Consider the following 15,166-nt stretch of genomic DNA (forward strand, 5'->3'; position numbering starts at 1 on the left):
TCATGTTATTAGGTGTTATTGCAGACGACTTTACAGGTGCAACAGACATTGCTGGTTTCTTGGTTGAAAACGGTATGCGTACTGTTCAATTGAACGGGATTCCAACGGGAGACTTTGACGCATCAGCAGATGCTGTGGTGATCAGCCTTAAATCTCGCTCTTGCCCAGTTGACGAAGCGGTAACTGATTCTGTTGCTGCGCTTAAATGGCTTCAATCTCAAGGTTGCCAACAGTTTTATTTTAAATATTGCTCAACGTTCGACAGTACCGCTGAGGGCAACATCGGTCCTGTAACAGATGCGCTTTTGGCTGAGCTTGGAGAATCTTTCACTATCGTTTGCCCTGCATTGCCTGTAAACGGTCGCACGGTTTACAACGGTCACTTGTTTGTTTTTGGTGAGTTATTGAGTGATTCAGGTATGCGTAATCACCCTGTTACACCAATGACAGATTCAAGTGTTGTTCGAATGATGGATGCACAATCAGAGGGCGTTTCTGGCTTAGTTAACTTCCAGACTATTGAACAAGGTTCTGATGCTATTACTACCCGTTTTGACGAATTAAAAGCTCAAGGCAATCGCTACGCGGTAGTTGATGCATTCAATGCAGAGCACTTGGTGACGCTAGGTCAAGCCGCGAAATCTCTGAAGCTAATCACAGGTGGCTCAGGCCTAGCCGCAGGTATCGCTAAAAATTGGACAGAACATCTTGCTGACCAAAGCGATGCAAAACACGCAGGCAGCCCAGTAAAAGCACCAACGGTTGTGTTCTCAGGTTCTTGTTCAGTGATGACTAACCAACAAGTTGCGGTATATAAGCAACTTGCCCCTCACTTTGCTATCGATGTAAAGGCCTGCTTAACCAATGACCAATATGCCGATGAAGTCTTCGATTGGGTGATGACCAATAACCGAGGCGAGTTTGCACCTTTAGTTTACGCAACCGCAGATGCTATCGTGCTTAAAGCGATTCAAGAAGAGTATGGCGCGCAAGCTTCAAGTCACGCCGTTGAACAGTTCTTTAGCCAACTGGCGATCAAACTACAACAACATGGAGTGAAAAACTTCATCGTTGCTGGTGGTGAAACATCAGGCGTAGTGACACAGAGCTTAGTGGTGAAAGGTTTTCATATCGGTCCTCAAATTGCACCGGGTGTGCCTTGGGTGAAATCGGTTGAAGGTGAGCTTTCACTGGCGCTTAAATCGGGCAATTTCGGAGATGAAAACTTCTTCGCTAAAGCGCAATCATTCTTTTCATAAGCGAGATTCAGATGAGTGAAATTTTGATGAACGAGCAACAGTTAAGAGAGCAAATGGTGACGCTCGCTCGTTCAATGTTCGAACGAGGCTATGCGACAGGTGGGGCGGGCAATTTGTCGATCAAATTGCCAAATGGACACTTCTTGGCAACACCAACAGGCTCTTCATTTGGCCGCCTTGTCGCTGAGGAATTGTCTGTTGTTGATATCGACGGCAACCACATTTCAGGTAAGAAACCTTCGAAAGAAGCGGCGTTCCACCTAGCGATTTACCGTAATAATCCTCTATGCAATGCCATTGTTCACTTGCATTCTACGTATCTTACGGCGCTGTCATGCCTTGAAGGGTTGGATCGCAACAATGCGATTAAGGCGTTTACGCCGTACTTTGTGATGCGAATTGGTGAGTTACCTGTGATTCCTTACCTACGTCCGGGGGATCCGCAAATCGCAGAAGAGTTGGCAAAACGAGCTGGCGACTATCGAGCCTTTTTATTGGCAAACCACGGACCTGTCGTCACTGGCACTGATTTTGTGGATGCCGTAGATAACGCCGAAGAATTAGAAGAGACCGCTAAATTGGCATTTCTTCTGAAAGATAAAGATATCCGTTACCTGACAGACGAAGAAGTCATGGACCTAAAAGGGAGAGGTAAATAATGGCTAAGTTCGCAGCAAATCTAACCATGTTATTCACTGAAGTGCCGTTTCTAGATCGTTTTGAAAAAGCGCACCAAGCGGGCTTCAAAGCGGTGGAATATCTATTCCCTTATGCGTTTGAAGCAGAAGAACTAGCAGAGAAAATGGACAGATACGGTTTTGAGCAGGCGCTTTTTAACATGCCTCCAGGTGATTGGGATGCGGGTGAGCGTGGTTTTGCCGCTATTCCAGGTCGTGAAGAGGAATTTAAAGCCAGTGTTGATACGGCGCTTATGTACGCGACAGCTCTGGGCTGTAAAAAAGTCCATGCAATGTCGGGCATATTGAATGAGAACTTTACTAAGCAACAACACGTTGAAACCTTCATCTCAAACATTCGTTTTGCGGCTGATAAGTTTGCTGAGCAAGGCATTGAATTGATGATTGAACCTCTTAATAGCCGTGATGTTCCGAACTATTTTGTGGCGCATCAACGTGAAGCTGTCGAACTGATTAAGTTGGTTGATAGACCAAATGTGAAACTGCAACTCGACCTGTATCACGCGCAAATCATGGATGGTGACTTAAGTACTTTGATTCGCGAAGTTGCCGCTTATACCGGTCATATTCAAATTGCTTCGGTACCTGAAAGACATGAGCCTTCTGAAGGAGAACTGAACTACCCACATCTATTTAATGTTTTGGATGATTCAGGTTACCAAGGTTGGATTGGCTGCGAATACAACCCGAGAGCCTCAACTGAAGCAGGCTTGGGGTGGGTTAAACCTTATTTATAAAGGCAGCCTTTTTGAGCACTAAGACTGATTCTTGAACACTTAAAAATACGATAAAGCGGTCAAAATAAAAATCGCAGCATACAAAGTGCAGTGGGAGATGAACGTATGTCTCCCGCTTGCAAACCCTACACAACAAAAATAATACAGAAAGGAATACACAATGGATGGAGCACTGATAGGCATCGTAATTGGCATTTTAGCCATGATGGGCATGATCATTAAAACAAGAATCCCAGTAGCGCTTGCTATGATTATTGCAAGTATCATCATGGGGCTATTCGCTGGTATGGCACCAACAGAGCTGATCAACGCAATTAAAGCCGGCTTTGGTGGCGTGCTTGGTGGTATTGGTTTGATTATCGCGTTCGGCGTTATCATGGGCGCGTGTTTCGAGCGTTCTGGTGCGGCTGTTAGAATGGCAAAAACGTTTGTAAAGCTGTGTGGTAAAGGTCGTGAAGACTTAGCACTAGGTTTTACAGGTGTACTTGTCGCTATCCCAGTTTTCTGTGACTCTGCGTACATTATTTTACACTCTCTTGTTCGCGCAATTTCACGTGACACAGGTAAATCAGCGGTTGGTTTAGGTGTGACTCTGGCGCTTGGCCTACTGATCACTCATGCGCTTGTGCCACCAACACCGGGTCCGGTTGCGGTTGCAGGTATTCTAGGTGTCGATCTAGGTGAATACATGCTGTGGGGCTTGATGGTATCTATCCCTATGATGTTGCTTTCTATGATTTACATCCGCCGCGTAGGCAATGAATACTACCGCGTACCAAATGGTGAAAACTGGATCACAAACCAAGCTGACTGGGCGAACCTAGAGAAAGTAAAAGAAACAGATGACAAAGAGCTACCAAGTAACTTTTTATCATTCGGTCCAATTCTACTACCAATCGCATTTATCCTAATCAACACGCTTGTTGGTCAGGGTGATAGCGTAATGCACACTGTGATCTCATTAATTGGTAACCCTGTGGTTGCGGTTGGTATCGGTGTTCTTATGGCGCTATACGGTCTTACTCGCCACATTGAGCGTAAAGACATGGTTAGCTCTATGGATGATGCTCTGTCTACTACAGGTCTAATTCTTGTGGTAACTGGCTGTGGTGGCGCAATGGGTGCCGTGCTTAAAGCATCAGGTGCTGGTCCTCAAGTAGCCGAAGCTATCGCGAGCAGCGGTATTCCACCTCTACTTGTACCACTAGCAATTGCTTCAATGCTTCGTTTAATCCAAGGTTCAGCAACAGCTTCTATGATGGTTGCAGCGACAATGACGCTACCGTTGGTTGAGACACTAGGCTTAGATCCTGTATTCGTAGCGCTTGCTTGTGCGGTAGGCCCAGTCGGCTTCTCTCATTTGAATGATTCATACTTCCACATCATCAACCGTACGTTAGGCATTACTGAACTGGCTGACCAAATTAAGATCTGGTCTGTGTCTTCAACTATCGCATGGGCGATTGGTGCAAGCATCATCATGATTCTTAACCTAGTGTTTGGTAAAGGCGGCACGTTGATCGACCCACTGATTCCAATTGCGGTTCTAGGTGCTGTATTTGTGTGGCTAAAAAGCAAAGAGAAATCACAAGTAAAGACAGCCATTACTAACTAATACTGCTTACCTTTATATACTGCCCCTATTAAGTGATTAGCTTGCTGATCTTCAATAGGGGCATTTTTGGATCGGGCACTCATCAAAATTACTCATCTTTTGGATCTCTCAGTATGAAAATTGTTATTGCACCAGACTCGTTTAAAGAATCTTTATCGGCTGTATCGGTGGCGGCGTGTATTGAAAAAGGCTTTCGTGAAATCTTCCCTGACGCTGAGTGCGTAACGCTGCCCTTGGCCGATGGCGGCGAGGGTACAGTCGATGTCTTACTGCAAGGCTTAACGGGGCAAAAGCGGACACATCAAGTGGAAGGCCCTTTAGGGGAATTGATTAATGCTGAATGGGCGATGCTTGAACCGTCAGATAGCAACCCAAAAAAGACGGCATTGATTGAAATTGCTGCGGCATCAGGTTTGGACTTGATCTCGCCAGAGCTGCGTAATCCATTGCTTGCTTCTTCATTCGGCACTGGGCAATTGATTTTGGAAGCGATAGAGCAGGGTGCTCAAACGATCATTCTTGGATTGGGTGGCAGTGCGACTAATGACGGTGGCGCGGGTATTGTTCAAGCTCTAGGTGGGCGCTTGTTAGATAATAAAGGGCAAGATGATAATGGACAAGATCTTAGCCGAGGTGGTGATGCACTTTCGGAACTCGCATCAATAGATCTTACAGGTTTAGATTCGCGCTGCGCTGATGTCGAGTTGATTGTGGCGTGCGATGTTGATAATCCATTGTGTGGTGATAATGGTGCCAGCCATATCTTCGGCCCTCAAAAGGGAGCGACACCAGAACAAGTATTGATGCTTGATAAGGCGCTTACGAATTTTGCTCGAATCGCTGAAACGCAGGGTTGTGCTAGTGGCGGTGACCCCGTTCACAAGCGAACTGGTTACGGTGCGGCTGGTGGTACGCCGATGGGGCTTAGCTTGCTATTCAATATGCAGATTAAACCCGGTATTGAGATGGTGCTCGATGCATTACAAGCCGATGAGATACTGAAAGGTGCTGACCTTGTGATTACGGGCGAAGGACAAATGGACAACCAAACCCTGCAAGGCAAAACACCTTATGGCATTGCCAAGCGTGCAAGTTTACAAGGTATTCCAACCATAGGTATTGCCGGGTCACTGGGTACTGAAGTCGAGGCTTTGTATGGTGAAATGAGTAGTTTGTTTGGAACAGTACGCTCTCCTCAGCCACTCAATCAGGTGTTAAAAGAAGCAGAAGTGAACCTAACAAGAACGGCGAGAAACATTGCTGCGACGCTTAAATTAGGGGCTTCTATTTTACAATAAACCAATATCAAACAGACGCTTACTTAATGATGCAGTTTGATAGGTTTTATAGATAGCAACGATAAATATAAACGATTATATTTTTTTTCAACTCAGGTCTATTCTTAACCCATACTAATTTAGTGGTTTTTAAATAATAAACCCACTTGAACCTAAGATGTGGCAACGATGTGACATCTTTAACCTTAAGGAATAGACCATGAGTAAAAAACTGACCACAGCTGCGGGTTGTCCTGTCGCTCATAACCAGAATGTTCAAACTGCGGGCAAGCGTGGCCCTCAACTTCTTCAAGATGTTTGGTTTTTAGAGAAATTGGCACACTTCGATCGCGAAGTGATTCCAGAGCGTCGTATGCACGCTAAAGGTTCTGGTGCTTACGGTACTTTTACCGTTACACACGACATCACCAAATACACTAAGGCAAAATTGTTCTCTGAAGTAGGTAAAAAAACCGACTTGTTTGCACGTTTCACAACAGTGGCGGGTGAGCGTGGTGCTGCCGATGCTGAGCGTGATATCCGTGGCTTTGCATTGAAGTTTTATACTGAAGAAGGCAACTGGGATATGGTGGGTAACAACACGCCAGTATTCTTCCTTCGTGACCCACTTAAATTCCCAGATCTGAATCATGCGGTTAAACGTGATCCGCGCACTAACATGCGTAGCGCGAAAAACAACTGGGATTTCTGGACCTCTCTACCTGAAGCGCTTCACCAAATTACTATCGTGATGAGTGATCGTGGTATTCCTGCTACTTACCGTCACATGCACGGTTTTGGTAGCCACACGTTCAGCTTCATCAACGCTGATAACGAACGTTTCTGGGTTAAATTCCACTTCAAATCTCAACAAGGCATTAAGAATCTTTCTGATGCAGAAGCAGCGAAGCTGATCGGTGATGACCGCGAAAGTCACCAACGTGACCTGCTAGACAGCATCGATAATCAAGACTTCCCTAAATGGACGTTGAAAGTACAAGTGATGCCAGAAGCGGACGCGGCGAAAGTGCCATACAACCCGTTCGATTTGACTAAGATCTGGCCACACGCAGATTACCCATTGATTGAAGTGGGTGAGTTTGAATTGAACCGTAATCCGCAAAACTTCTTCGCTGAAGTAGAGCAGTCGGCATTCAACCCAGCAAACGTGGTTCCGGGTATCAGCTTCTCACCAGACAAGATGCTACAAGGCCGTCTGTTTGCTTACGGTGATGCACAGCGTTACCGTTTGGGTGTTAACCATCAGCACATCCCAGTGAACGCTCCTCGTTGTCCTGTACACAGCTACCACCGTGATGGTGCGATGCGTGTCGATGGTAACTTTGGTAGCACATTAGGCTATGAGCCAAACAACGAAGGCCAATGGGCAGAGCAACCTGATTTTGCAGAACCAGCATTGAACCTTGATGGTGCAGCAGCACACTGGGATCACCGCGAAGATGAAGATTACTTCTCGCAACCGGGTGACCTGTTCCGCCTAATGACGCCAGAGAAGCAAGCGATTCTGTTTGATAACACGGCTCGTAACCTAGGCGGTGTTCCTAAAGAGATTCAATTGCGTCATCTAAGACACTGTTACAAAGCCGACCCAGCATATGGCGAAGGCATTGGTAAACTGCTTGAAATCGATGTGAGTGAATTTAAGTCGTAATCAATAAGCTTTATTCGTTAATCGAAAGGCCGCTGAGTTAATCACTCAGCGGCCTTTTTTGATCATGTTGTGTATTAGGTGAGGTGTATTGGTTGATAATCTATTAGGTGAGTCATGCAAGTAGCGCCAATTTCTCAAAATTCAGCACCATTTCCATTGATAGTTTTTACCTATCGAATTGATAAATACATCCCATTATCTTTATAAGATGGAGGGGATTATCCTACGGCTATCAGTTTATAAAGTAATAGAGTTTGAGATGAGTAAAAGCGCATTAATCGTTGAGGGTGGGGCAATGAGAGGTATCTTCGCTGCCGGAGTATTGGACGCCTTTATGCAAGACGATTTCCGTCCCTATGATTTCGCCATTGGTGTGTCTGCTGGTGTGTCGAATCTGGTTGGTTACTTATCTCAAGCGCCAAAACGCAGCTATAACGTGATCACCACGATGGCGACCGACAAGACGTTCTTTAACCCAGCTCGCTTTGCTAAAGGTGGCAACTTGGTTGACGTGAAGTGGTTATGGAATGAATCGAACCAACGTTACCCACTGGATTGTAGTGAGCTATTTTCGAGCATTCCACTGATTGCTGCGGTTACAAACGTCGACACAGGCAGTGCAGACTACTATCACATCAAGCCAGAAAACCTCTCGAACGTGGTTGAGGCTACAACGGCTTTACCTATCGCTTACCGTGAGACACCGTGCTTTTCAGGTGGTTGCTATACAGATGGTGGTGTGGCCGATTCGATTCCGGTTCGCGAAGCCTATCGTCGTGGTGCGCGAGACATTACGGTGATTCTTTCTCATCCATTAAGCTACCGAATGAAACCGCAGAAGTATCAGTGGATGCTGAAAAAGCTGCTAAAGAAATTCCCTAATATTGCAGAGTCGATGGCGGTGCGTGCCGAAAACTATAACCAGTCTTTGGAGTTCATTCGTAACCCACCAAAAGATGCGACCATCAAGGTGATAGCCCCGCCAGAAGCGTTCGCGGTCAAGCGATTAACCATGGACCAAAGTATTTTGGATGCAGGTTATCAGATGGGTGTGAAAGCTGGTGCAGAGCATCTGGCCATTCGTAAAGGCATTTATGGTTTGGATACCGAGGATTGTCATTTCTGCGTCTAGGAACTGTTTTTGAGTACTAGATAAACGAAAAAGCCACGCTGTTCACTTAGGAATAGCGTGGCTTTGTATTTGCGGAGCTAGTTTGTTGTCAGTCTGTTATTAAACCAGTTCGTTACCGCTGGTGTTGCCTGTGAAAAAGGCATCGACGCTGGTGAGCGTTGTGTTCGCAATGTTGAACAAAGCATCTTTAGTTAAGAAGGCTTGGTGACCTGTGAACAAAACGTTGTGACAAGCTGATAGGCGACGGAATACGTCATCTACAATCACGTCGTTAGATTTGTCTTGGAAGAACAGCTCTTTCTCGTTGTCGTAGACATCAAGGCCAAGCGCACCAATCTTGCTCTGTTTGAGCGCTTCAATTGCAGCTGTTGAATCAAGCAACTCACCGCGACTGGTGTTGACGATCATCACGCCATCTTTCATTTTCCCAAATGCAGTCGCATCCAACAGGTGGTAGTTCTCTTTACTCATCGGACAGTGCAGAGAAATCACATCCGACTCTTTGTAAAGTTCGTCTAGCTCTACATATTTAGCACCTAGCTCAACGGCTAGTGGGTTTGGGTATGGGTCGTAGCACAAGATGTTCATGCCTAAACCTTTCAGAATACGCATGGTTGCTAGGCCAATTTTGCCAGAGCCGATCACACCAACGGTTTTACCATGGAAGTTGAAGCCAACTAAACCTTCAAGGGAGAAGTTTGCATCACGAGTACGTTGGTATGCCTTGTGTAGTTTGCGGTTCAAACACATCATCATGCCGACCGTATGTTCTGCTACCGATTCTGGTGAATAAGCAGGAACGCGAACCACCTGCAGGCCAAACTCTTTGGCTGCGTCTAGGTCGACTTTGTCAAAGCCCGCACAGCGCATCGCAATCAGCTTAGTGCCGCCTTTTGCTAGAATCTCTAGCACATCTCGCGATAGGTCATCGTTTACAAACGCACAAACGACTTCGTTGTCGTGCGCCATTTTCGCTGTGGTTGTGGTGAGGCGAAAATCATGGAAGTGAAACTCAGCGTTGAGTTCACCTTTCGCAAGTTCAAATGATTTTTCGTCGTATGATTTTGAGCTAAAAAAAGCAATGTTGAGCATGGCTTCCTCTCTTACCTAAAATATAAATAACCCGTCTGTTTTATTAATCTAAAATCGGGCTAAAACTAATAACTTTGTTCAGTGTGCTAGAGTTTTTTTCTCTTGTCTATCAACATTAGTCATTGTAATTACTATGGTTATTTGGTCTTCTACCATCACTTCTTGAACATTAAAAATCACATTACGAAGTAGCTTGCTTATAAGTTCATCAATATTGAATGGATCTTACTTTCGGGTGTTGAACATCTTCTTTGTCTCTTTTTCCGACCAGAAGTTAATGTTGAACTGCGCATCGTCACTCAGTTCCACTCGATGCCAATATTGAGGTGGACTTGTGGCAAATTGCCCTGCTTCAATAGTAATAACAGTTTCTGGTTCCGTTGCTTCTGCATCAGCAAAACCATAGAAGGTCACTGTGCCTTCCATTACGCAGATCTGACCAAACACGCCTTCAGCCGTATTGTGATGGTTAAGGAGTGCTGCCGGTATATTGTCTTTGGTGAAAAATGGCGTTGAACGTTGAATTTTCCAGTGTGACGGAATACGTAAATGACTCATATAAAACCTCTTATTTAACTTTAACTGTTCTTTGAAATTAGTACTTCGCTGTCTTAAGTGATCTATTTTTACCAGTAGTTCTCGCTGCTGAATTGACCTGGCTTTCGACGTAGGTGCTTTTCGAAACCTAAGTTGGTTAGCGCTTCACTTGTGTCGCGAACCATTTGCGGATTGCCGCAAAGGTAGAAGAAACTGCGGGTTTGATTGAAAGCGACAGACGCGGCTTGCTCAAGGTCGCCTCCAAGTAACAAGCTTGGGATTCGTCCGCGCAAAGTTCCGGTGACTGATTCTCTAGAAATAATTGGCACATATTTGAGTTTCCCTTGAAAGTGATCGACGAGTTGAGTGATACGGTCTCGATAAGTCAGGTCTTGTTCTGTTCTTACGGCATGAACCAGTATAAGGTTTTTGAATGAGGCGGCTTTTCCCGAATCAGATCCATTTTGTTGCTGTATCTGCATGCTTTCGAGCATTGAGATAAACGGGCCCACAGCGGTTCCGGTTGAAAGCATCCATAGATCGTCGGCGATCTCTGGGATCTCATCCAATGTCATAAAGCCGCTTGGGTCTTTGCCGACAAAGATGCCATCGCCTACCTTCAATTCATGAAGCTGGGGCGAGAGCTGACCGTTTTGAACCTTAATAATTAAAAACTCTAGATGCTGATGACCTTGCTCATGTTCCGGCGCATTGACCATGGAATAAGCACGTCTCACGAACTCATCGTCACTATTGAGCAAACCGAGCTTAGTAAACTGACCCGCCTGATAAGGAGAGACAGGAGCACTAACTTGGAGTGAGAACAATTGATCTGTCCATTCTGTCTTGTGTAGGACTTTTCCGGTTACCAAACCATGAGGAATATCTGTCATATCATCACCTTTAAGAAGAGAGGTTATCTCATTAAGGATACTCAACTATTTACACTTTGGAGTTGCATGTAGCATGCCAATAATGAGAATGCTTATCAATACTGACTTTTCGGATAAAATTAACTGCTTTTGTGTCAAAAAGACATTTTGTTTATTTGGTCTAAATGACTCGTGTGTGTATTTGATTCTTGTGCGTTTTGTTCAGGGGGAGCTTGAGCTGAGATTTATCTAAGTCTGCAGAGTGGTTTGACCCCTGAAGTATTACACTAATAACTAAAGAGAATAATTTGCAGATGCGTATAATGGCGGCTTTCGATCTCAATATAGCCGTGTTTTATGCTTGATAATCTTCGTATGGCCTTGAACGTGTTGTTCGTGACCATCAATACCGCAATGACTGCGTTTACCGTGAGCTTCTTTGGCCTCATCAAACTGATCCTGCCAATCTCTGTTGTGCAAAAGTCGTGTACTCGTTTAGCTAACTTCACATTCTGGTGTTGGGCTTCGCTTAACCTCTGGATGTTGAACGTGAATAATGACATCGAGTGGCAAGTGGAAGGCGGGGAGGATATCTCGACTAAGCAGTGGTATTTGATGATGTCGAACCACCTTAGCTGGGCGGATATTGTAATTCTGTCTTCTATCTTGAAAGACAAGATGCCGATGACGAAATTCTTCCTTAAGCACGAATTGTTGTACGTGCCTTTTGTTGGCTTGGCCTGTTGGGGCTTGGATATGCCATTCATGCGACGTCACTCACGTGAGTTTTTGCTACGTAACCCAGAGCGTCGTAATGATGATTTCGATGCAATCAACAAAGCGTGTACTAAGTTCAAACTAGCGCCGACAACCTTGGTGAATTTTGTTGAAGGGACTCGTGCTAACCACGAGAAACTAGCGACAGCGAAAACCCCTTACCGACACCTATTGAAGCCAAAAACCGGTGGTGTAGCATTTGCACTATCGGCAATGGGCCCAATCTTAGATGGTATTGTGGATGTCACGCTGGCCTACCCTGAAAACCAAGTTTCTCCATTTGAAGATATGCTTAAAGGAAAAATGACCAAGGTTGTGGTGCGTATTAAATTGCACCCAATGGACGAGAACGTAAACGGTAATTACTTTGAAGATAAAGCGTTTAAACGTCGCTTCCACAGTTGGTTGAACAATACGTGGAAAGAGAAAGATGCCTATCTTGATACGGTTTACGGGGTTGAAACGATTGACCAGCCTGATGCGGTTCATAAGAAACAAGATCAGTAATTTCAAATCAAACAGATAGCATCAAAAAAGCCGATAGTTCATTGAACTGTCGGCTTTTTTATTGAATCGGATTTATCGTAGGTCAGCGATAAAGTTAGTGCTTACTATAATCTAGTCGCATTATAAGCAATGCTATATGCAGAATCGGTGAGGGCTAAATCGCTTGGTACGCATCGATGATGTGTTTAACCTCACTAGGCTTACCTTGCTTCTCTTGGCCTTGATGAATACGTAAGTAGTGCTGTAGTGTTTTGGCTTTGTACTGCTGAGATACCTTCACTTGTTCATCACAACTCGGCGTCCAGATCTTGTCACCCACGTTTGATATCTCACTAATAGCTTGGTTCTTTTCAGCTTCGCCTGAGTTATTGCTGACCAATAAAATCTCGTAATAACGGCGGTTCTCTTCAATCAATAGTTCATCAATAAGACCAAAATTGAGCGCCTTTAAATGACTTCTTAACTCGAACTGCTGATGCACAGGGCAAAGCAAGAAATCGATCGCTTTGTCTGGGTGTTGGCGATGAATATCATCGACGAGCTTCTGAGTGAGATCGCCACCGACGCCCGCAATAATAACCAGGTGTTTGCCAGTATGTTTCTCAAGCGGAATAGCGGCGACATCCATGCAGTAGGTTTGCCAGTGGCTGGTAACCGTTTGTTCAGCTTTATTATTTTCTGGAAAGTAACGCGCTAGCTTTCCTTGAAGTTCGCTTATGAGAGACGGGACAATATCGACAAAGTGAATCTGAGGCGCTTTATTATCTGACAGCAGTTGAACACCTAAAAAGCCATGATCACAGCAACAGTCCCAAATATGCTGGTAGTCATTGCTGACAAGGGAGTGGAGAGTTTGCAGTCGGTTACTTAGCTTCATAAGGTTCGTGTCGTTAGAAAGGGAATATTGTCGTGTCGAAGGCGCATTGTAATGACTTTCCATAAAAACAAAAGCACCTAGGTTATGAATCCTAGGTGCTTTGTTGTGTGTGATGGCCTACGGGCTTGTTGGAATGCGTTTACGATGCTTTGGCAACGGCTCTGATATGACCTTCTACTCGGTTCTTGCCAAGCTGTTGCGCGATAAGTTTAGCCTGTTCCGCGAGTGCTAAAGCAGAGTCTGTTTCGCCTTCTACTTGTGAGTACCCCACACTAACCCCTAGCGATAAGGTGATATCTGGAGTGACGATGGTTTTCTCAGAGATACCGACTCGACACTGATCCAACTGAGATTTAGCATCCTTGGCATCATTCGCTTTGAACAATACGGCGAACTCTTTACCTCCAACACGAGCAAGGCATAGCCCTTTAGGCTTCGGAAAATACGAGCGCAGTGCTTCTGCTGTCAGCTTGATCATCTTGTCACCAACCGCCTCACCATAAGCTCGGTTTACGTGGTCAAAGTTATCGATATCAAGTAGAGCGACATAGGTGTCGGGATCACTCACGTAGTTTTCGATGGCGATACTGAAACTGCTTTTATTGTCTAACTGTGTCGTCAGATCTTTGCTACTCAATTGATGTTGAAGCAGTAAGTTAGACAAAGAGACCTCTGTGTAATCGCGGATCATTCGTAAAATACTCTTGCTGATCGGCAAGCTTGCGTTTACATAGAGCACTGCGATCAACTGCTCACGAGAGTGCAAAGGAATGCAATAATGACGTTGGTGTATTTTTAGTTTACACGCCAATGGGTCAGCGTACTTTCCATTTCTGTAAGCCATGGTGTCCGGGGTAAAGCGCTCCGCTAAAGTACTATCACAATGTACCGTTGATTTGTTTCCGTGATAGTCGATGGTACTGAATGAGTGGTTCTCAGGCTGGTAGAGGCAGAATTGAATACCTTTTTGGTAGGTAAAGCTATCCAGTATCGATTTTAACTCTTGCTTAAAGCTTACAAGGTCGTTGACTTTATTCAATTGAGATAAGGACACGTTCAAACGATAAGCCAAATAGTTTGCGCCAATCCATAACAGAAGCAGTGAACCCAGCACTAAGCCAGTTAATGTAAATTGGTGCGAGCTAGTTAAGATATCGTGGCGATCAGTGCCAGCAATGAATACCCAATTCAAACTGTTATCAGCGTCAAATACCGATATTTTGAAGTTATCTTGATAGTAGTATTCGTGCTTACCGACGGTTTCACCTTGTGAGAGTTGATGGCTGATTCCAGCGTGATAGCTGACCGATTTAGAACCGATACGTTTTGGATCTGGGTGGAAGACAAGGCGTTCTGTTGCTCGATCAACCACAAACACATAGCCGCGATTAAGCGTTTTTAAGTCTCTGAGCCCTTGTGTGGTATGTAGAAGGTCAAACTCAATCCATATTTCTTCGTTTAATTTTTCCGCTGTATGTTTAACCGCGAATACCCAGCGACCATCTGCCTTTTGGTAAACAGAAGATATGTAGAAGTCTTCAACGACACTGTCTATTGAATGCCACTGTATTGATGAGATCTCTTCATTTGATAGAGGCAAACCGCGAGTGGAAATGTAGTTTTGATACTGAGGTTGGTATCTGATGATGTCAGAGAAGTTCGGTGTTCTTTTTAGAATATTATCGCTGAGTTCGCGAAATTTTTTGTCATCAAAGTTAGTGGCTTGAGGTAAGCCTAGACTCGTTTCTAAGAAATAGAGTTTGCCGAATACTGCTTCGATGTTGGAACGAATAGTGGAGCTAGCGATGCGGATATTTGATGATGATTGGTTAGTTGCTGTTGTCTCTACTTTTTCTAATTGAGCTGCTGCGAGGTAAAGCATTCCTCCGGTTAATAAGAGTATGTATGGTTTGAAAAGCCGAATAAGTGTTTTAGGTAAAGCCATGATATCCAAAGACGTAATAGATTCATTTTTATAGTACGGCCATATTAAACAGTTTTCCTAATCACATCAATGCAAATGATTCCATATAAAAGAATGAGTTTTGTGATATTCAGCTAACAAAAAAGCCAGCTATAAATATAACCGGCCTCTATGGTTTCTGCTGTTTTAT

Annotated in this window: 13 protein-coding genes; 8 read left to right on the forward strand and 5 right to left on the reverse strand. The window is 44.6% G+C overall.

Annotated features, from left to right (window positions below):
- The first annotated feature begins 2 nt into the window (after nucleotides 1-2).
- From otnK to OCV56_RS22975, 7 genes are all read left to right on the forward strand, one after another.
- Nucleotides 3-1,259, forward strand: a complete 1,257-nt coding sequence (otnK, locus tag OCV56_RS22945) for a 3-oxo-tetronate kinase (protein WP_086714828.1) — start codon at nucleotides 3-5, stop codon at nucleotides 1,257-1,259.
- A gap of 11 nt (nucleotides 1,260-1,270) precedes the next feature.
- Nucleotides 1,271-1,918: a 3-oxo-tetronate 4-phosphate decarboxylase gene (otnC, locus tag OCV56_RS22950; protein WP_190960441.1), complete on the forward strand. Its 648-nt coding sequence runs from the start codon at nucleotides 1,271-1,273 to the stop codon at nucleotides 1,916-1,918.
- A complete protein-coding gene (gene otnI / locus OCV56_RS22955; protein WP_086714829.1) occupies nucleotides 1,918-2,694 on the forward strand; it encodes a 2-oxo-tetronate isomerase in 777 nt (258 codons plus the stop codon). Before otnC ends, otnI begins: the two co-directional genes overlap by 1 nt.
- A 160-nt stretch (nucleotides 2,695-2,854) precedes the next feature.
- Entirely contained in the window at nucleotides 2,855-4,309 is a 1,455-nt protein-coding gene (locus tag OCV56_RS22960) for a GntP family permease (RefSeq protein ID WP_061016288.1), read from the forward strand.
- A 113-nt stretch (nucleotides 4,310-4,422) separates the two neighbouring features.
- The gene (locus tag OCV56_RS22965; RefSeq protein WP_086714830.1) at nucleotides 4,423-5,607 is read left to right on the forward strand and encodes a glycerate kinase; all 1,185 of its coding nucleotides are present in this window, start codon (nucleotides 4,423-4,425) and stop codon (nucleotides 5,605-5,607) included.
- 199 nt (nucleotides 5,608-5,806) lie between these two features.
- Nucleotides 5,807-7,258 carry a catalase gene (locus OCV56_RS22970; protein WP_086714831.1) on the forward strand — a complete coding sequence of 484 codons (1,452 nt, stop codon included), beginning with the start codon at nucleotides 5,807-5,809 and terminating at the stop codon, nucleotides 7,256-7,258.
- Nucleotides 7,259-7,517: 259 nt separating this feature from the next.
- A complete protein-coding gene (locus OCV56_RS22975) occupies nucleotides 7,518-8,390 on the forward strand; it encodes a patatin-like phospholipase family protein (protein WP_086714832.1) in 873 nt (290 codons plus the stop codon).
- Nucleotides 8,391-8,489: 99 nt separating this feature from the next.
- Here the strand turns inward: OCV56_RS22975 and OCV56_RS22980 are convergent, their stop codons facing one another.
- The 3 genes from OCV56_RS22980 to OCV56_RS22990 all read right to left on the reverse strand — a co-directional run bounded on the left by OCV56_RS22980 (nucleotide 8,490) and on the right by OCV56_RS22990 (nucleotide 10,912).
- A complete protein-coding gene (locus tag OCV56_RS22980; RefSeq protein WP_086714833.1) occupies nucleotides 8,490-9,482 on the reverse strand; it encodes a 2-hydroxyacid dehydrogenase in 993 nt (330 codons plus the stop codon).
- 225 nt (nucleotides 9,483-9,707) lie between these two features.
- Nucleotides 9,708-10,040, reverse strand: coding sequence for a DUF1971 domain-containing protein (locus tag OCV56_RS22985; protein WP_004740404.1), 333 nt, complete (start codon nucleotides 10,038-10,040; stop codon nucleotides 9,708-9,710).
- Between the two features lie 68 nt (nucleotides 10,041-10,108).
- Complete coding sequence (locus tag OCV56_RS22990; RefSeq protein ID WP_086714834.1) at nucleotides 10,109-10,912, reverse strand: ferredoxin--NADP reductase; 804 nt, start codon at nucleotides 10,910-10,912, stop codon at nucleotides 10,109-10,111.
- 336 nt (nucleotides 10,913-11,248) lie between these two features.
- On the opposite strand from OCV56_RS22990, the gene OCV56_RS22995 reads away from it, so the two are divergent.
- Nucleotides 11,249-12,175 carry an acyltransferase gene (locus OCV56_RS22995; RefSeq protein WP_086714835.1) on the forward strand — a complete coding sequence of 309 codons (927 nt, stop codon included), beginning with the start codon at nucleotides 11,249-11,251 and terminating at the stop codon, nucleotides 12,173-12,175.
- Between the two features lie 154 nt (nucleotides 12,176-12,329).
- Here OCV56_RS22995 and OCV56_RS23000 read toward each other — a convergent pair whose 3' ends face one another.
- Both OCV56_RS23000 and OCV56_RS23005 read right to left on the reverse strand, forming a co-directional pair.
- Nucleotides 12,330-13,052 (reverse strand): tRNA (adenine(22)-N(1))-methyltransferase, encoded by a 723-nt coding sequence (locus OCV56_RS23000; RefSeq protein WP_086714901.1) that lies wholly within the window; start codon nucleotides 13,050-13,052, stop codon nucleotides 12,330-12,332.
- 139 nt (nucleotides 13,053-13,191) lie between these two features.
- Nucleotides 13,192-14,934, reverse strand: a complete 1,743-nt coding sequence (locus OCV56_RS23005; protein ID WP_086714836.1) for a sensor domain-containing diguanylate cyclase — start codon at nucleotides 14,932-14,934, stop codon at nucleotides 13,192-13,194.
- Between the last annotated feature and the right edge of the window lie 232 nt (nucleotides 14,935-15,166).

The organism is Vibrio gigantis (assembly GCF_024347515.1).
GTDB classification, from domain to species: domain Bacteria; phylum Pseudomonadota; class Gammaproteobacteria; order Enterobacterales; family Vibrionaceae; genus Vibrio; species Vibrio gigantis.